The following is a 19,704-nucleotide window of genomic DNA, read 5'->3' as shown; positions in this document are numbered from 1 at the left end:
AAAGTTTTGAAAATATTTTATTGCCTCACGAAAAATATTTTTTTGATTACTACTGAAATACACTTAGTAAAATATATAGATAATTGGATGAATTAGAAAAAAGCTTTCTGTATTTTTATCTAGTTATTGTTCAGTAAATTAGGTTTACTTTCAATGGATGGAAGTACGATCTGAAAATACTACAATAGCGCGATAAAAGCATCGTTTTCAGTGTATCAGATTCGTATCTGCATTACTAAATTGATCGGCATCCATGGAGAATTCCATAAGTTTACCTCGTTGGCAACAAATGCTAAAACAAGCAATAAGTTGGGTCAGAATTGTTGAACGCAAAGACGGGCAACGATTTATTGACCGTTACAAATTGGCACAATTGATCTTGCTTGGCATTTTTACGCTTTCCTGCATCTTCAATTACTTATCAGATATTCGCTACAGCCTAGCCATCACCATATCGGGAGCAGTGTACAGCATCTTCTTGTTAGTACTTCACAACAAAGGATACAACAAGATCACGATCATCCTTCTTCCACTTTTTCTGAATGTAACTGCCTTTCTGCTTTGTTTTGTTGAGGGAATGGGATCCGGGGCCTACTTTTTCTATTTCTTGATTGTAGTAATAGCCAATTTCATCAGTGAAAAGGAGAACTATGCAGAGATTCGCACGATTTACGCCTTCACGTTTATCATGCTTATCATCACCTTCATCGTTTGTCCTAAAGGAAGCACGCTTCAAAATATTGATCAGGAAAATGAGCAAATAAACCTATTGATCAACGCAGTTGTGTCGTTTGTAATTGGCGGTGTTCTCTCTTATCATATGATGAAAGACAATTTCATCAAAGAAAAAAGCCTTGTTAGCAAGCAACGCTACCTTGATTCCGTTTACAATACCTCTCTCGATGCAGTTTTCATCATGGATTTAAAAAGCGGTTTCATTACTGACTGTAACAACCAAAGTGTAAAACTATTCCAAGCAGGACGCAAAGAGGAGATCGTAGGAACTACTATCAGTAATCTGTTCATTGGTTTGTCGCCCGAGCAATCTGCCTCTTTCAATGCAGCACTACACGACGACACCGACGAACCTTGGCAAGGCGAATTGAACTGTGTTACTAAAGAAGGGAAATCCTTTGCAGGCTATGTAAGCATTGTTCCTATCACTATTGAAGGAAAAGATTTTAAGAAGATCAATGTATTGGACTTTAGCGATATCAAAGAGGCTCGGGCTGCATTAGAAACCGCCAAAGAAAAAGCAGAACAAGCGGTATTTGCCAGAACGCGCTTTGTGTCGAATATGAGCCATGAATTGCGCACTCCATTAAATGGAATCATCGGTACCGCTAATTTATTGCGTCAAGAAAAATACCTGCCTGAGCAAAAGCAATACTTTGAAGTTTTGAAGTACTCTTCAGAACACATGTTAAATTTGATCAATGAGATTTTAGATTTCAGCAAAATTGAAGCGGGTAAAATGGATTTGGAACGTACCCCATTCGATTTATGGAAAAACATTACCACTATTCAACAACTCTTCGAAAAACAATTCGAAGAAAAGAACATTGAGTTAAAAATTAATGTAGACCCCAGATTACAAAATAAAAATTTCATTGGTGACCCAACTCGCTTGAATCAAGTATTGAACAACTTGGTTTCAAATTCTTTGAAATTCACGGAGCAAGGGTCGGTTGAAATGAAGGTTTCACAAATCACTCAAAATAGCCACGCTTGCACCATTCGCTTTGAAGTGAGGGATACCGGCATTGGCATTCCTCCTGAAAAACAGCAAACAATTTTCGACTCTTTCACACAAGTTGAATCTGCCACAACACGAAAATTTGGTGGTACAGGTCTGGGCTTAACAATCAGTTCCAAAATTGTTGAGCTGTATGGCGGAAAGCTGCAAGTAGACAGTGTAGCCAATCATGGTTCTTGCTTTTACTTTACGATTCAACTCGATTTAGACCACAAACCAGCCTCCTATGTAAATGAAGAAGTGGTTCGTGAATTGAAACCATTGAAAGGCTTGCGCATTTTGATAGCTGAAGACAATCCAATCAACATGTTGATCGCAAAAGCAGTGCTTGATAAATGGGATGTTGTGTTAACTGAAACTGTGAATGGTAAAGAAGCTTGGGAGATGTTTCAAAACAATACCTACGATGCTTTGCTGGTTGACTTGGAAATGCCGGAAATGGACGGACATGAACTACTGGCGCATATCAGAAATGTAGACACCAAAATACCGGTGATTGCATTTACAGCAGCTTTATATGAAAACATGCAAGCCCACTTGATCAATTCAGGTTTTAACGACTATGTTCAAAAACCTTTCCGACCAGAAGACTTGCATGCGAAATTAGCTCTATATACCGGCCGCGCTTAGCTTACACCAGCACCCGCATTGATCATTGATTCGGGACTTACAAAATGAAGTTTTCCTTCACTATCAGAAGCCATTAAGATCATTCCATTGCTTTCAATACCGCGCATTTTTCTTGGCTCCAAATTAGCCACCACTACCACTTGCTTGCCCACAATTGCTTCCGGCTGAAAATGCAATGCAATGCCGCTTACAATGGTTCTAATTTCAGAACCCATATCAACACTTAATTTCAACAACTTATCGGCCTTCGGAACCTTTTCAGCGGCCTTAATTGTTCCAACACGTAAATCTATTTTGGCAAAATCATCAAAAACGATGGAAGGCTTCGCCGCTTGCTCTTCTTTCTTCGCTTCAACTGTTGGAGCAGAAGCTGCTGTTGCCTTTGCTAAACTGTCTTTCAACTTTTGAATTTGAGCCGCAATTTCCTCGTCTTCGATTTTTCTGAACAACAATTGAGGTTCTCTTAAACTGTAGCCCACGCTCAATAGTTTCAGCTTGCCACCATTTTCCCAATCCAAAATCTTATCTACCACTTTCATCATGTGCAACATGGTTTTTGCGGTATTGGGTAAGAACGGATTAATAAAAATGGCCAAGTTGGCACTTAATTGCAAACACAAATGCATGCAATTATCGATCAGCTTTTGAGCGGCAGGATCCTCATTAAGGCGCTTGGCCACAATCCACGGCTCTTTTTCTTGCATGTAACGATTACCGGCTCTTGCCAAATCTATTACTTGATACAAGGCTTCTCGAAACTTGTACTGCTCTAGTAATTGTTCAATGGTTGTTTTGGTTTTGGCAATGGTTTCTATGATAGCCTTGTCTTTTTCATCCATCACATCGGCATGCAATGCAGGCACTTTCCCTCCGCAAAGTTTGTGCATCAATACCCAAGTTCTATTCACATAGTTACCAAAAATGGAAACCAATTCACTGTTAACAGCATCCTGAAATCCTTTCCAAGTAAACTCACTGTCTTTTGATTCCGGAGCAATTTGTGTTAAATAGTAGCGAAGCATGTCTACACATTGTCCGCCCCCATTTTCTTTCTTCACAAAATCGTTGATAAAGTCTCGCATATCCAATTTCCAACCACGACTGGTGCTCATTTTATCCCCTTCCAGATTCAAGAACTCATTTGCTGGAACATTCGTAGGAAGAATATTGCCATGCAATTTCAACATGATGGGGAAGATAATACAGTGGAATACGATATTGTCTTTTCCGATGAAATGCACTAGCTGTGTGTCATTATCGTACCAATACGGTTTCCAATCTTTATCGTTATCAATGGCCCATTGTTTGGTGGCACTCACATAGCCAATAGGCGCATCGAACCACACATACAATACTTTACCGGTTGCATCGGGCAAGGGCACTTGAATACCCCAGTCTAGATCGCGGGTTACAGCCCTGCTTTGTAAACCTCCTTCGATCCAGCTTTTGCATTGGCCAACCACACTGGCTCTCCAATCGTCTTTATGTTCTTCTAAAATCCAATTGCGTAAAAACTCTTCGTGTTTTCCTAAAGGAAGGTACCAATGACTGGTTTTCTTTTTTACAGGCGCTTGCCCACTTAAAGTACTCACAGGATTGATCAATTCATCGGGACTCAAGGTTCTCCCACAATTCTCACACTGATCACCGAATGCTCTGTCGCTGCCACAATTTGGGCAGGTTCCTTTAATATAGCGATCTGCCAAAAAGCTATTGGCAGCTTCATCAAAATATTGTTCTGATTCTTTTACCTCTAGTTCACCACGATCGTGTAGATAGGTGAAGAATTCGCGGGCTGTTTCATGATGAATAGGCTCACTGGTACGGTGGTAGATATCGAAGCTCATCGACAAGTCTTCAAAATCTTGCTTCATTGCTTCGTGATATTTATCGATGATTGCGCGAGGGGTTGTTCCCTCTTTGGTAGCTTGAATAGGAATGGCAGTTCCATGTTCATCGCTTCCACATACAAACACAACATCTCTTTTCTGTGATCTTAGGTAGCGAACGTAAATATCAGCTGGGATATAGGCTCCGGCCAAATGCCCCACGTGCTTCAAACCATTTGCATATGGTAATGCAGACGTAACTAAATATCTTTTCGGTTGACTCATAACTCTTTTCGTATTAAGGAATGCAGGCTTTTGCCGATTCAATAGAACCGCAAATTTACCTAAATAGGAAGGAATGCCCAAATCAGCACAAGAACGGGGTAAAATGCCTATTTTTAAAGAAAAACAATGGGAAGAGGGAGATTAGAAGCCTTTAGTGATGGCGTTCTTGCCATTATCATCACTATCATGGTTTTGGAGCTAAAAGTTCCACACGATGCAAGTATAGAAGCACTGTTGCCGTTGGCTCCGGTTTTTTTGAGTTATGTACTCAGTTTTTTATACGTGGGTATTTATTGGAACAATCACCATCACTTATTACATACAGTAACCAAGGTAAATGGCCCGGTTTTATGGGCGAATATGGGCTTGCTGTTTTGGCTGTCGTTACTCCCCTTTGCAACTGCTTGGATGGGAGAAAATCATTTCGGCTAATGGCCCATGGTATTGTACGGAATTGTATTATTTATGGCGGCTTTGTTTTATTTCTTGCTCACGAAGGCCTTGGTACGGATCCACGGAAATGAATCGGTGGTGGTAAAAGCCGTTGGAAATGATTTCAAAGAAAAAATATCCTTGTTTATTTACTCTGCCGCCCTCGTTTCAAGTTTCTTTATTCCCTATCTTGGATTTGCCCTGTATTTTGTGGTAGCCATCATTTGGCTGATACCCGATAGAAGAGTAGAACGAACCATCAATGAATAGTGGAATCGATTCAAAATAGCATTATTTTTACGATACGTTAAGCGCTCGAAAAGTGAAAGTAGAAAGAACCGAAATAACACCCCGGCTGAACAGCTATGTGTCTGTGATTGAAAGAGAAGAGTCCTTCTTTCAATCACCCTTCCATTATCATCCTGAACTAGAATTGGTGTACGTATTGGAAAGTCATGGCAAAAGAATCATTGGAAACACCGTAGAACCCTTTGATTCCGGCGATATGATTTTTATTGGTTCTAATACACCGCATGTATGGTTGAATGATGAAATATATTACAGCGGCCTCGATAAACTTAAAGCCAAAGCGATCGTAGTATACTTTAATAGAGATATTTTCAGCGATACCTTTTATGCGTTGAAAGAAGTAAAAAAGATAAAGGATTTATTTGCCGGAGCAGTAAGAGGGATTAAAGTAACCGGAAAAACACATGGTTTATTGGATAAGAAGCTAAGAGAGTTGGCAAAAAAGAAAGACTTCGAAATCATCATTGGTTTATTGGAAGTATTGTCAATTTTAGCAGATAGTAAAGACTTGGAGTATATCAACAAAGAATCCTATACCCCCGCCAATACACAGTTGCACAATGATCGGATAACGGAAGTATTGAACTATGTGAAGCAGCACTTTAAGCGTGATATATCGCTTCAAGAAGTATCGGATCTCGCGCATTTAACACCTCAAAGTTTTTGTAGAATATTTAAGAAGCGAATGCAAAAACATTTCATTGAGTACTTAAACGAAGTACGTATTGCGCATGCCTGTAAATTGTTGTTAGAAACAGACCTGAGCATTTCAGAAATTGCTTTTGAGTCGGGTTACAAAACGGTTTCCAACTTTAATAAGATATTCAAGAAAATGACCGATGCCTCGCCGCTGACGTATCGGAAGAAAATCAGTTGAGAAGTTAAGAATTAAGAAGTAATAATTAATAATTGGGCATTAAAAAGCGAGGCCGGGAAAGAGAAATATTATCGCTACAATTAACCACCGAAGTTTACTTGAGCTAAGCAAAACAATGAAAAGTGCCAGTATTCTTAATTATTAAATGTTAACTATTAATTACTTTCCAACATGACAGCTCCTTCACTACCCAAACGATCGCTTGCTCTCGATGCCATGAGAGGGTGGATCATGGTGTTATTGGCATTAGAGGCTACCGGCTTGTATGAACACTTAGCAACAGCCGGCTCAGGCACATTCATGGCCGCACCATTAGAACAGCTTTTCCATCATCCCTGGAATGGTCTGCGTTTTTGGGATCTGATACAACCGGCATTTATGTTCATGTCGGGAACTGCACTCGCCTATTCTCTACATACACAAAAACAAAAAGGAATGAGTTGGGGCGATTCCTTTAAAAAAGTATTGAAACGAAGTGGTTGGTTGTTTTTCTGGGGTGTATTGGATTATGCTGTTCGGAAAACAGGCCTGAGTTTTGAATTGTGGGATGTTCTAACACAGCTATCGTTTACCACGCTAGTAGCATTTTTGATCTTCGAGTTTTCAATTGTAAATCAGATACTAGTATCAATCGGATTATTATTATTAACCGAAGCATTGTACCGATTTACCAATATTCCCGGCTTTGATCAGCCGTTTACAGATCAGCACAATTTCGGGAACTATATGGATTGGATTTTGATGCGAAAAATAAATCAAGGAGGCTGGGTGGCTATTAATTGCATTCCTACTGCCGTTCATACCATTGCCGGGGCTGTATGTGGTAAACTTCTACTTCAAGATGAAAGCAAAGCTCTCAAACAATTTGCTATAGCGGGCATTGTTTGTTTAATAGTAGGCTTTAGCTTAGATTGGGCACACATCACTCCCATCATCAAACGAATTGCGACCAGCTCTTTTACAGTAGCTTCTTTGGGATGGTGTTTATTAATCATGGTTTTCTTTTATTGGTGGATCGATATTAAAGGGCACAATAAATACCTTTTATTTGTTCAGGTAGTGGGCATGAATTCGTTGTTCATTTATCTATTCTTTGAAATTGTAGGTCATCGTTGGTTTACCGGTTATGTAAGTTTTATTGGCACTGAACTACTCTCTTACATTCACATACCTCAATTGCTGGCAGCTATTTTGGCATCGCTATTGGTATTTGCGTTGGAATGGGGTATGCTGTATTTTTTGTATCAGAAAAGAATATTTTTTAGAGTATAAGATTTAAAAGACCCCGAAAGTAACTACCGGCATTTTCGATCTTGGAAACCAAAGCATTTTTTTACCTTTGGGTATGATCAGTTACAACTCTAAGGAATGGTGGTATTTTATCTTTAAACTGCATAGAGGTGATACCATTAAAACGCTTTTTATATTCATGCTTATTTTGGCCGGCTTTACGGCTTTGGTAGCCTGGTTAGAATTGTATCATTGGAAACTTCCTAAAGATCACCCCCTTCGTAGTTTAAGTCTGCTACACACAAGTCTTAGCTTTGTATTGAGTTTGTTGCTTGTGTTTAGAACCAATACTGCTTATGATCGCTGGTGGGAAGGAAGAAAATTATGGGGCGGCTTAGTTAATAGCAGCCGAAACATGGCCATTAAAATAAATGCTTTGATACCTAGCTCGCACAAAGAGCACCGCGATTTTTTCAGAAAAGCCATCCCCCTCTATGCAAAAATTCTAAAATCGCATTTGGCCCTCGAAACAACTCGATTGGAATTAGACAGTGAAGCCCATCCGGAGCTCGGAAACCTTGATTACAGCAAACACTTGCCAAATCAAGTAGCCATGCTTATCGCAAAACGATTGTTTCGTGTACAGCAAGAGGGCATTATTACTTCCGAGCAGCTTTTGATGTTGAACAATGAACTCAATAATTTTACCGATACATGCGGGGCCTGCGAACGAATCAAGAACACTCCCATTCCGCTTTCGTATAGTGTATTCATCAAGAAGTTCATCTTTATCTACAGCGTAACGCTTCCATTTGGATATGTATTCAATTTAGAATTTTGGGCCATCCCGGTGGTATTGTTCATTTTCTTTGTGTTAGCAAGTCTGGAACTCATAGCAGAAGAAATTGAGGATCCTTTCGGTGGCGACGAAAACGATTTGCCACTTGAAAAGATCGTGGGAACCATTACCCGCAATATTGAAGAGTGTTTGGCATGATTTTTCCGCCATTACCGAGTTTAACGCCTACTTTACACAGGTAAGGCAGCAAACCAGTACCTTTGCGGGTCTTATATCATGATGAAACGCATATCCATATTCTTATTAATAGTCCTTAGTTTCTATATCAGCCGTGCCCAGGTTTGTACAAATTTGGGACAGAATCCAAGTACCGCTTTTCCGGTTTGTGGGGTCGACACCTTCACACAAAGCACTGTTCCATATTGCGGTGGTAAAACCATTCCAAGCCCATGTACCAATGCTACGCTTAGTGATCAAAACCCTTTTTGGTACAAGTTTACTTGCTATCAAGCAGGCACTTTAGGTTTTGAAATCATTCCAAATGATTTAGCCGACGACTACGATTGGCAAATTTTTGATATCACCGGACTAGACCCTAATTCCGTTTTTACCAACGGTACTCTATTTGTAGCCTGCAACTGGTCGGGCCGTCCGGGCATTACAGGAGCTTCTGCTCAAGGAACAACATTGGTCAATTGCGCGGGAGATGCTTATCCTACCTTCAGTTCAATGCCTACCTTGAAAAAGGACCATGAATACTTGTTACTCGTAAGTCACTTTACAACTTTTTCTCCATCACAAAACGGATACAAACTCGCTTTCAAAGGTGGTACGGCCTCTATTACTGATCCAAAACTACCGGCTTTGCAATCAGTTCTATCGGGTTGCGGTGGTTTAACAATCGGGGTCAAGCTCAATAAAAAAATGAAATGCAGCAGCTTGGCAGCTAATGGATCCGACTTCCAACTTAGCCCTGCAAATGGAACTATTGTGAGTGCAAAAGCAGCATCTTGCAATACCGGATTTGATATGGACTCTGTGGTACTCACCATCAGTGGTCCTTTAACCCCCGGTAATTACAGCATCACAATGAAAAATGGGTCTGATGGAAATACGCTCTTAGACAATTGCGATCGTCCCATTAATGTAGGCGAGAAAATCGACTTCGTGGTTTTTCCGGTGGCCCCTACTCCAATAGACAGTATTAAACCTATTGGTTGCGCACCCAAAGTACTTACCCTTGTGATGAAACAACCCATCCTTTGTAGTTCAATTGCTGCAAATGGTTCAGATTTTGTATTGACCGGTCCTGAAACAATTCCTGTTGTAAGCGCTACAGGTAATTGCAGTGGCACCAATACCGCTTCAACAACCATTCAAATTACACTCGGCAAAGCTATTGAAGTAGGTGGTACCTATACTCTCACGCTTCAAACCGGATCCGATGGCAATACCATACTCAACGATTGTGCGCAGCAAACACCCGCCGGTTCAGCAATTGCCTTTCTCGCAAAAGATACTGTAAATGCTGATTTTAACTATGTAACTGCCTTGGGATGTATTACCGACACCATTCACCTTTCGCATCCCGGTGGCAACGGAATTACCAGTTGGACCTGGTTCTCCAACAACACCTTAAGTTCCACTTTACAAAACCCTTCTTTATACTATACAGAATTCGGAAATAAAAGCATTCAGTTGATTGTATCGAATGGAGTGTGTGTTGACACCGTGATAAAAGTGATTAATCTCGACAATGGTATCAACGCCGCTTTCAAATATCCGGAAGTAGTTTGCCCAAGAGACGAAGCGGTGTTCGTTGATCAAAGCACCGGAAAGATCACCACGTGGAATTGGGATTTTGGCAACGGCAATACCAGCATTCTTCAAAACCCACCGGCACAAACCTATACTGCACCTACGGCTACCAAAGAGATTTTTTATAAAGCAAGACTCATCATTGGCAATAGTTTGAATTGCTTCGATACCAGCATCGTAAGCATCAAAGCCGTTAATACCTGTATCATCGCAGTGCCCAATGCATTCACGCCCAACAACGATTCGAAGAACGATTTTCTTTACCCATTGAATGCTTACAAGGCAGACAATCTGGTGTTCAAAATCTTCAATAGATATGGTCAGTTGATTTACGAAACCAAAGACTGGACGAAAAAATGGGACGGCACACTCAAAGGCAATGCTCAACCCACGGGAACATATGTTTGGACATTACAATATGTAGACCGAGACACCGGAGCACCCGTTTTCAAGAAAGGAACCACCGTTTTAATTCGCTAGTGGTTTTACCGCTTGCGCAGAATGCGTTATATTTAGCCAAACTAACGCATCATGAAAAAATCGGTTCTTGTAGTATTACTTTTATGTATTGCTTTCGGTTCAAGAGCACAGCAAACCAGCGAAATTCATCACTTGATGGTGAATTTTCAAGCAGATTACGGAAGCCTCACTCGCTTCTATGCCATTAATCTCTCTCCCGAAAGAACCAATCGCTTAAGAACCTTTTATCAATCCTACCTTTCTCAACTAGACGCCATCAATTTTGATAAGCTAAGTAAGGAAGGACAAGTAGACTATATTCTTTTCAAAAGAGATTTGAAATTTTCATTGCAAGAATTGGAATCATCTGCAAAAGAATACGAGTCTCTCAATACATTGTTTCCTTTTGCATCAGAAATCTATTCCTTAGAGCAAACTCGCCGCAGAGGTACTACTATTAATGGCGAACAAGAAGCACGTAAGCTAATTGCTTTACAAGGCAAACTTGTAACGGCAATTCAACAAGCCAAACAAAACAAAGCACTTCCCGAAGCACAAGCGAAACGAGCTACTGAAGCATTGATGGGCATGCAAGATGCATTGAAATCTTACTACCAATTTTACTTCGGATACGATCCCATGTTTACGTGGTGGGCTGATAAACCCTATCAAAAAACAGACTCCTTACTGAAAGCCTATACCAATTTGGTAAAAAACAATATTGCCGTCAGCACTCAAAAAGACGATGGCAGCGGCATCATCGGCAATCCAATTGGAGCTGCTGCCCTACAAGAACAGTTGAGTTATGAAATGATTCCATATACTGCTGAAGAGTTAGTATCCATTGCGAATAAAGAATTTGCTTGGTGTGATGCAGAAATGTTGAAAGCCAGCAAAGAATTGGGCTTCGGCGATAATTGGAAAGCAGCACTTGAAAAAGTAAAAAACTCCTACGTACCTCCCGGCGAACAACCCGCAGCTATTTTAGATCTGATGAATCAAAGTTTGGCTTTCTTGAAAAAGTACGACCTCATCACCATTCCTCCCATTGCAGAAGAAACATGGCGAATGGGAATGATGAGTCCACAACGCCAACTCACAAGTCCCTTCTTTTTAGGAGGAGAACAAATTCTGATCTCCTACCCTACCAATACCATGCAACATGAAGACAAGTTGATGAGTATGCGTGGAAACAATCCACATTTCTCTAGAGCAACCGTGCATCATGAATTAATTGCAGGTCATCACTTGCAACAATACATGAACAATCGATTCAGGGTATACCGTCAATTCGATACACCGTTCTGGACAGAAGGATGGGCTTTGTATTGGGAAATGATTTTATGGAACATGAACTTCCCTAGAAATGCAGAAGACAGAGTAGGTATGTTATTCTGGAGAATGCACCGCTGTGCCCGTATCATTTTCTCGTTGAATTATCATTTAGGAAAATGGACACCGCAACAATGCATTGACTTCTTGGTTGACCGTGTTGGGCATGAGAGAGCCAATGCAGAAGGCGAAGTACGTCGCTCCTTTACAGGAGGCTATGGTCCCTTATATCAGATTGCCTATATGATTGGAGCATTGCAATTTTTTGAATTGAAAAGAGAATTGGTTGATACGAAGAAAATGACCTACAAACAATTCCACGATGCGGTGATGAAAGAAAACGCCATGCCGGTTGAAATGGTGAGAGCGCTTTTGAAAAATCAGCCTTTGTCGAAAGACTTTGAAACCAATTGGAAATTCTACCGATTTTAAAACGAAAGCCACTTGAATACAAGTGGCTTTTTAAATTTTACGAGATAAGATGAAGATTACACTGGCGCAAACGCAAAGCAAAAAAGGAAACATTGACACGAATATTGAACATCACATTCATTGTATTGAATACGCTGAAGGAAGCGATCTTATCATTTTCCCTGAGTTATCGATAACGAACTACGAACCTGAATTAGCGAAAGAGTTGGCGTTTGAAATAGACGACCCACGTCTAACGATTTTTCAAAACCTTGCCATAAAACAGCATCAAATCATTGGAATAAGTCTGCCGATAAAAACAAAGTCGAAACCGCGTATCGGGCTTTTATTTTTTCACCCAACAAAGCCCAAGCAATTGTATGAGAAACAGTATTTACATGCCGATGAAGTTCCATTCTTTGACCCCGGAACACAACAAGTATATTTGAACGAGGCACTCAATATTGCGCCGGCTATTTGTTATGAAGTATCAGTAGAAGCTCATGCTAAAGCAGCATTTCAACATCCGACAGATATTTATTTTGCATCTGTAGCAAAAACCCAAACAGGAGTGCAGAACGCGCATGCTCAACTGCGTGAGATTTCTGAACAACATTCTTGTGTGGCAATGATGGTAAATGCGGTGGGGCCTGCGGATAATTTTATCAATGCCGGTCAGTCGGGAATTTGGAATAACGGCTCAAAAATTATTGACGCCAATCAATATTTTGAACAGTTAATCACATTCGATACGATAAGCTTAAACACAACAGTCATGAATATACCCAGTTAACGGTACCCAGAAAAAATTCTCGAGTGCTATTTTTGGAGAAATTAAAATAAAATGTATACTCGAAGTTTAGTCTTAACCCTAATAGTAGCGGCTTTGTTTCTGTTAAGTTGTTCAAAAAAATCTGACAGTGGTTCAGGAGGCCCAAATTCTAATGATATAAGCCTCGTAATTTCGGGAAAAGGAGTTCGCAAAATAGCAGAGGTATTTAATTGGAATCAGGAAGACAAATGTTTTCAAAGTACCGCTTCCATTGGATGGGACGGAAGAAATAGAGTTGAATGGATCCACAATTTCACGTCATTAACTACCAGCGTAGGTCTTCCTTCTTACAAAGGATATAGGAGAGCATTTCATTTTACTACAGGAGACAGTTTATCAGCACCTACTACACCACCGAATTTCTCAGCAAAATTAGCAGGGGAGCCCGGTGAGTATTACAATTACCCACAAGGAAGCACCACTCTTTGGTATTACAACCCAAACTTAACCTATGAAGGTAGCAGCAAGCAATATGTTAACAGCTATGGAAGAAACGGGATCTATGCAAACGGGGATTACATAACCACGAACTACTCAGGAACCTACAAAAGTCAGAATGGAGGATTTATAAAAAATTTAAATACCTATTACAGCGTAAATGGAGTAGAAAAAGGAATCACATACTTTATTAGTTCCGGCATTGAAAAGGATTTGAGCAGATGCCAAGGTGCTGGATTGGATGCTTCCGGAAGACCTTTACTTTTCATTCTCACCGGGGATTCTTTGAAAGTTGTGAATGCAGAAACGAAACTCCAAATTGCAGCAACAGCAACGAATGCCATGAGTGCTCCCTATACCTCACCCAATGCACCAAAAGGTAATTTATACGTTCACCGCAGCAAGGATCTAACAAAGTTGGTTATTACGCTAGTAGAAGCGTTACCCGCAAGCTTTAGCAATACTGAATACTACGCGGCAAGCTATGTTTTCAATGTGAATACCAATACTATTTCAGCAGTTGTGCCAAGGACTTTATTGGACGACTATAGCAAGAGCTTAAATTTTAACGTTATCAAAGCCAATGACAATGGTGAATTGTTCTATGTAACTGCCAATGATGCCATCGGCAAAGTTGATGCTAGTGGAAAAGGGATCTTCAAAACTGGATTTGTTGGCAGCAAAGATATTCATGTAACATACTTCGACATTATCCAAAACAAATTATTTGTAGTTGTAGGAATCAGTGTTGACCAATATTATATAGGACAAGTCAAAAAAGCTCGATCCGCTCTCTGCGTAATTGAATAAACCAAAATAGTAGTATTTTCGAATATGGCGACTCCTTATTCAGGCAAATACATCAATGCTTCAGGACAACAATTCCAAGCTGAATTGTTTGTGAGTTCAGTAACACTTACCATTCGTATTGTAAACGAAGGAATGCAGTCGGATATCAATTGGATTGGTGCTGAAATTGCATCAATAGAACCTTATGGCTCCGGAATAAAATTGACGCATCAAAATTTACAGGGTCAACTCATTATTACAGAACCTTTAACCATTGCTGAAATAAGAAGAGCTTTTAAACATGAGAAATTCATCAATCCAACAACGCACAAAGTTTGGGGCTCAGGAATGGCGAAGTTGGTTTGGATTGGCGTGATTGTAATAGGATTTATTGTTGCTACTTATTTTCTGTTATTACCTTGGTTAGGCGATAGAATGGCCAGAAACTTTCCCAAGGATCAAGAAATTGAATTAGGGAAGGCGATGGGAAAATCGTCGATAAGTGGTCAAGCTATTGATCAAGACGCCACTAAATGGATCAATCGATTCTATCAATCATTGGCTTTCGACAGTACCTATCCTGTGTCAATAACAGTGGTTCGCTCTCCTATTCTCAATGCGTATGCAGTTCCCGGTGGCCCTATTGTAGTGTACGATGCGTTGTTGAAAAAGATAAAAACACCGGAAGAATTAGCTGCTTTGTTGGGACACGAGTCTTCGCATATTTCGGAACGTCATACTTTAAGAAACCTGTTTCGATCCTTGAGTCAAAAGGCCTTTTGGTTGATACTTTTCGGATCAGATGGAGGCATGATCGCTTTTATGGCCGAACAGGGACAGGCGCTGAAAGGGCTGTCTTATTCGCGTTCATTGGAAACGGAAGCCGATAATAAGGGAATGGAAAAAATGGCGGCATCCGGAATAGATTTACATGGAATGGCGGATCTCATGAAAATCCTCAACAGTGAAACGAAGGGAGAAGAGCCTCCTGCGTTTCTGAGCACTCACCCCATTTTCAAAGACCGAATCGAAAATATCAATTCACAAATCAGTAAGATACCATTGAAAGATGTAAAAGGTAACTGGAAGCAAGTTTGGAATGAACGCCCGGGAACCGGAGCTAATAATTCCTGGTAAGTCTTCTTTTACTTTACCGCAAAGTAAAGGGGCTCGGCACTTTATACATCTTTTATTCAACGCGATAAATCGCGTTGCTACACGCTCCTTAAATAAAACACTGCCGCGACAAATCGACGGTGGTGCTTAGATAGAAGCATCCCGTTTATAAATTGACCGCCTTATCTTCTGTGTTTCATTCCCAAATTCACCAATTTTCAAATTAGCCAATTAGCTCTCGCATTCCCCCTGTTCTTCTCCCTGTTCTTTCTCTGTATTCCCTCTATCCCCGTATCCTCTTATCCTCGTCTCTTCTCTCTACTGATGTGCGACCCCTACAGGGTCGTGTTGCTTTGTTACGAAATTAATGGATCAATTAGAGTGCGATGCATTATCGGGCATTTGTATTTCCTCGCATCCTCGTTTCCTCGTTTCCTCTCATCCTCGTTTCCTCTCTCTACTGCTGTGCGCCCCCTACAGGGTCGTGTTGCTTTGTTACGAAATTAATGGATCAACTAGAGTGCGATGCATTATCGGGCAGTTGTACTTCCTCGCATCCTCGTTTCCTCGTCTCCTCTCATCCTCGTCTCCTCTCCTCCTCGTCTCCTCTCATCCTCGTTTCCTCTTATCCTCGTTTCCTCTCTCTACTGATGTGCGACCCCTACAGGGTCGTGTTGCTTTGTTACGAAATTAATGGATCAATTAAAGTGCGATGCATTATCGGGCATTTGTATTTCCTCGCATCCTCGTTTCCTCGTCTCCTCTCATCCTCGTTTCCTCGCTCCTCTTTCCCCCTATTTTTCTATCTTTGCTCCATCTCCCAGCCATGAAACACACTACTCACAACCTTATAGCCTTATTAGCAGCAGCATTGCTTTTGTATTCTTGTGGTTCATCAAAAAAGCTAGTAACAGATGAGCCTGCAGCGCATTATTTGCCAAGTTTACCACAATCGGAAATCAATATACCGGTAAAAATTTACATGAAACCACTGCTAACAATGATGGATAGTGGTACGGCGAAGCAATTCACCAACGACAAATGGCCCGATTATACACAAAGTGGGTGCGATTTTAGGTATAAATACCGCTTCATTCGATCACCCTTTAGCTTCAGTTGCGTAAACAATAAAGTATCCATTTCATTTAGAGGACAGTATCAAATTGCCGGAAGTAAATCGGTATGTGCATTCGACAAGCAGGTTTCTCCTTGGGTAGGAGGAAGTTGTGGATTTGGCAATGAGCCGCTTCGACGAGTGGATGTAAGTATCGGCTCTTTTCTGGAACTCTTACCCAATCACAGCTTCAAAACCACCACTCGACTTGAGCAAAACAAAGCGCTTGATAAATGCGAAGTCACTATTCTACAAACTGATATTACCGAACAAATTCTCGATAGCATAGAAGCATCGATCAACACCTATGCAGTAGCATTTGACAATTTCGTAAAAGCCATCAACAACCATGCAATGCTTAAGCAATGGCGTTCCGAAGGAGCACGAGTATTCCCTTTTAGTAAATATGGCTATATCAATATCAACCCAACTCAATTCAGAATGGGTAGAATGAATATTTACAAAGACACATTGATTTTTTCGGTAGGTTATACGGGTAGTCCTAAATTCGCTTCCGACAGCAGCAGTCTGATCAATAAAAAAGCTTTATCTCCCTTGCAAACAACTGCTGTATCCAATGGAATCAGCACCTATTTGGATGCCGTGTACCAATACAGTTTCTTAAACAAATTGCTCAACGACAGTCTTCAAAACAAGCCCTTTGATGTGGAAGGACGCACATTTGTAATTAAAGATGTTACCATTGGTGGTACCAATGCAGGGAAATTATCAATAGACATAAGTTTCACCGGAAACCGAAAAGGCATATTGCATTTAAGCGGTACACCACAGCTAGATACAGTTTCACAAGTGTTAACCATGCCCGATATTGATTTCTCCATCGATACAAAGGATATCCTTGTGAATATGGGTAAGGGATTGTTTCGTAAGAAAATTCTAAAAACCCTCAAAGATCAAACCGTTTTCGACATTGCAGCACTTTTAGAAAGGAATAAAACGGTTATTCAAGCCCGTCTAAATCAGCAAGTTAACGCTTGGATGCAAACCACAGGTACTATTGGAAGCATCAAATTAGTAGGCCTGCTGCCCCAGAGAGAATACATTCAGGTCCAGGCATTTATCAACGGAACCCTGCAAGTAATAGCCAAACCGCCAGCCAATTTGGTAAAAGCCTTCTAATGAATAGTTTGCAGGCTTTGGCAACCAATGTTAGCGTATTCACGTAATTATTTTAACATTTGCGAAGGCTAAACCAAACCATTCCCTTTGCTCACTGATAACGAGAAAATAAGTAACCTGCTCCATGGATGCCGGCAGAACGACCGTTCTTGCCAGAAGGAATTGTATTACCTTCTCCGTGGCTTTGCAATCAAGGTTTGTTATCGGTATGCATCGCATATGGAAGAAGCAGAAGAAATGATGAATGAAGGGTTTATTAAACTCTATAAAAACATTCAATTATTTGATGAAGGTCGGCAAGCAGATCTTCTGCTTTCTCTAAAAGGTTGGTTCAAGCGGATCTTGGTGAATACCTGTATCGATCATTACAGAAAAAGACACACTTCCGTAACCGGACACAGTCTTCCGGTAGAATCAGATCAAATCAAAGACAGTAGCGAAAATGGAATTGATATACTTTCTTACAAAGAAATTATAGAAGCCATTAGAGAATTATCTCCGTCTTATAGAACGGTGTTTAATTTATTTGTGATAGAAGGGCTGAGTCATGAAGAAATATCGAAGCGGATAGGCATCAGTGTAGGAGCGTCAAAATCCAACTTATCAAAAGCCAGAGAAAACCTACGAAAACTATTATCAAACAAATCGAATTTTAACAGCTATGTTTCCCCTTTCTGACAACGATATGGACCAATTCAGCCGGGAAGCTGCTGAGCAGTTTCAGCCTGAGCCTACGGCAGCAGGTTGGGATGCTTTGGAGAAATCTTTGGACAAGGAAATGCCTACAGACCAAGAGCGCAAGCGTAGACGTCTGTTGTGGATCCTCCTTCCCTTTCTATTAATCGGAAGCTTGAGCGGTTGGTGGTATTGGAGTGCTACTCAGCCCAATAACGATACTACCGCAATTAATTCCAAGCCGATTGAATCAACTACTCCAAGTACAGATCAAACTCGTACAGCCAAAACGGCTTCCGGTGAACAACCAACAATTGTTTCCGAAGATCCATCCGATGCGTTAAAAACAATAGAGCCCGAAAGCACATCATCGAAATCATCTTCCAATAAACCAAGTTCAAGTACTGAGGATCAAAAACAAGCTGCTGAGAATTCCGCTACTAAAGGCCAAACAACTGAAGCAATAGTGGAGACTGGTAAATCGAAAAGGATTCGCCTTCAAACTCAATCGCAGAAAAATATAAATAACAACAATTTTATTCCTTCTAATTTTGAAGTTGTAAAATCAGTACCCATTTCTTCTATTAGAAATAGAAAAAACAATCAACTAGTTACGCCCACTAATAAAGGAAATCTTGCACACTCGGAATCAACAAATCTCGAAGCTTCGGAAGCTAATTACAAAGCCTCATTGATTGGTATGCCCCTTGCGTTAATTGAAAGGCCTTTCCGAATTTCACCTAGAGCCATTACTCCGATGTTTGAGAATCAGTCGGCGAAAACTCCGATCAAAATTCCTTCGAAATCGAACTTCAAACCCGGCTTTAGCATCTCCTTGGTTGGAGGATTTGATTACAGCGCCATTCATGGTACAAAATCAACCAATGCCGGTTTTAATAGTGGACTCTTGTTTCAATATGATTTGAATAAACGCTGGTCAATTGTAAGTGGCGGGATCTTTACCAAGAAATTCTATGAAGCACTGCCGCAGAATTTCAATCCACCAAAACACTACTGGACTACTTATGTAACCCTGCATTATGTAGAAGGATTCTGCGAAATGATAGACATCCCTCTTAACATTCGCTACAATGCTTTTGCCAAAAACAATACGCGTTTGTATGCCAGCGCAGGAGTGTCTTCTTATATCATGACACACCAGAACTACGATTACTATTATACTCGAGCCGGCCAATACACACAGAAAAATTGGGATACCAAGTCTCAATCCAATTACTGGTTTGGGGTAGCCAATATCTCTGCGGGTGTAGAACAAAAAATTGGCAATAAATTCTCCGTAGAATTGGAACCCTTTATAAAAGTTCCGATACAAGGTGTTGGCTTCGGTCAAATGGATATCACTACCTACGGAGCTATGTTTCATTTAAAATACCAACCACGCTTTAAATAACCTCCCTTTTTCTTAACACTTA

15 protein-coding genes are annotated in these 19,704 nt (G+C 40.6%); 14 read left to right on the top strand and 1 reads right to left on the bottom strand.

Translation table 11 applies throughout. From position 1 onward, the window contains the following. The first annotated feature begins 253 nt into the window (after positions 1 to 253). Positions 254 to 2,386: an ATP-binding protein gene (locus ACQ2HE_RS10705; protein WP_430899655.1), complete on the top strand. Its 2,133-nt coding sequence runs from the start codon at positions 254 to 256 to the stop codon at positions 2,384 to 2,386. On the opposite strand, the gene metG is transcribed toward ACQ2HE_RS10705, so the two are convergent. After that, entirely contained in the window at positions 2,383 to 4,500 is a 2,118-nt protein-coding gene (gene metG, locus ACQ2HE_RS10700; protein WP_430899657.1) for a methionine--tRNA ligase, read from the bottom strand. The two genes, ACQ2HE_RS10705 and metG, sit on opposite strands and share 4 nt — an antisense overlap. Before the next feature lie 126 nt (positions 4,501 to 4,626). Between metG and ACQ2HE_RS10695 the strand changes: the two genes are divergently transcribed. The 13 genes from ACQ2HE_RS10695 to ACQ2HE_RS10635 all read left to right on the top strand — a co-directional run bounded on the left by ACQ2HE_RS10695 (position 4,627) and on the right by ACQ2HE_RS10635 (position 19,682). Next, positions 4,627 to 4,932, top strand: coding sequence for a TMEM175 family protein (locus ACQ2HE_RS10695; protein ID WP_430899659.1), 306 nt, complete (start codon positions 4,627 to 4,629; stop codon positions 4,930 to 4,932). A 6-nt stretch (positions 4,933 to 4,938) separates the two neighbouring features. Continuing rightward, positions 4,939 to 5,202, top strand: coding sequence for a hypothetical protein (locus ACQ2HE_RS10690; RefSeq protein ID WP_430902445.1), 264 nt, complete (start codon positions 4,939 to 4,941; stop codon positions 5,200 to 5,202). Positions 5,203 to 5,254: 52 nt separating this feature from the next. Then, positions 5,255 to 6,118: an AraC family transcriptional regulator gene (locus ACQ2HE_RS10685; protein WP_430899663.1), complete on the top strand. Its 864-nt coding sequence runs from the start codon at positions 5,255 to 5,257 to the stop codon at positions 6,116 to 6,118. Between the two features lie 171 nt (positions 6,119 to 6,289). Then, positions 6,290 to 7,390 (top strand): acyltransferase family protein, encoded by a 1,101-nt coding sequence (locus tag ACQ2HE_RS10680; RefSeq protein WP_430899665.1) that lies wholly within the window; start codon positions 6,290 to 6,292, stop codon positions 7,388 to 7,390. A gap of 73 nt (positions 7,391 to 7,463) precedes the next feature. Beyond that, entirely contained in the window at positions 7,464 to 8,345 is an 882-nt protein-coding gene (locus ACQ2HE_RS10675; protein ID WP_430899667.1) for a bestrophin family protein, read from the top strand. 78 nt (positions 8,346 to 8,423) lie between these two features. After that, positions 8,424 to 10,445, top strand: coding sequence for a T9SS type B sorting domain-containing protein (locus ACQ2HE_RS10670; RefSeq protein WP_430899669.1), 2,022 nt, complete (start codon positions 8,424 to 8,426; stop codon positions 10,443 to 10,445). Between the two features lie 51 nt (positions 10,446 to 10,496). After that, a complete protein-coding gene (locus ACQ2HE_RS10665) occupies positions 10,497 to 12,188 on the top strand; it encodes a DUF885 family protein (protein WP_430899671.1) in 1,692 nt (563 codons plus the stop codon). A gap of 49 nt (positions 12,189 to 12,237) precedes the next feature. Next, complete coding sequence (locus ACQ2HE_RS10660; protein WP_430899673.1) at positions 12,238 to 12,960, top strand: carbon-nitrogen hydrolase family protein; 723 nt, start codon at positions 12,238 to 12,240, stop codon at positions 12,958 to 12,960. 51 nt (positions 12,961 to 13,011) lie between these two features. Then, positions 13,012 to 14,247 (top strand): hypothetical protein, encoded by a 1,236-nt coding sequence (locus ACQ2HE_RS10655; RefSeq protein WP_430899675.1) that lies wholly within the window; start codon positions 13,012 to 13,014, stop codon positions 14,245 to 14,247. A gap of 24 nt (positions 14,248 to 14,271) precedes the next feature. Further along, complete coding sequence (locus ACQ2HE_RS10650) at positions 14,272 to 15,363, top strand: M48 family metallopeptidase (RefSeq protein ID WP_430899677.1); 1,092 nt, start codon at positions 14,272 to 14,274, stop codon at positions 15,361 to 15,363. A gap of 805 nt (positions 15,364 to 16,168) precedes the next feature. Beyond that, positions 16,169 to 17,596, top strand: a complete 1,428-nt coding sequence (locus ACQ2HE_RS10645; RefSeq protein WP_430899679.1) for a DUF4403 family protein — start codon at positions 16,169 to 16,171, stop codon at positions 17,594 to 17,596. 87 nt (positions 17,597 to 17,683) lie between these two features. After that, positions 17,684 to 18,274 (top strand): RNA polymerase sigma factor, encoded by a 591-nt coding sequence (locus tag ACQ2HE_RS10640; RefSeq protein ID WP_430899681.1) that lies wholly within the window; start codon positions 17,684 to 17,686, stop codon positions 18,272 to 18,274. Continuing rightward, complete coding sequence (locus ACQ2HE_RS10635) at positions 18,258 to 19,682, top strand: porin family protein (protein ID WP_430899683.1); 1,425 nt, start codon at positions 18,258 to 18,260, stop codon at positions 19,680 to 19,682. Before ACQ2HE_RS10640 ends, ACQ2HE_RS10635 begins: the two co-directional genes overlap by 17 nt. The last annotated feature ends 22 nt before the right edge of the window (positions 19,683 to 19,704 follow it).

It is taken from the genome of Endoryza foliicola (assembly GCF_050589245.1).
Lineage (GTDB): Bacteria > Bacteroidota > Bacteroidia > Chitinophagales > Chitinophagaceae > Endoryza > Endoryza foliicola.
This window is presented reverse-complemented; position numbering and strand designations above follow the sequence as displayed.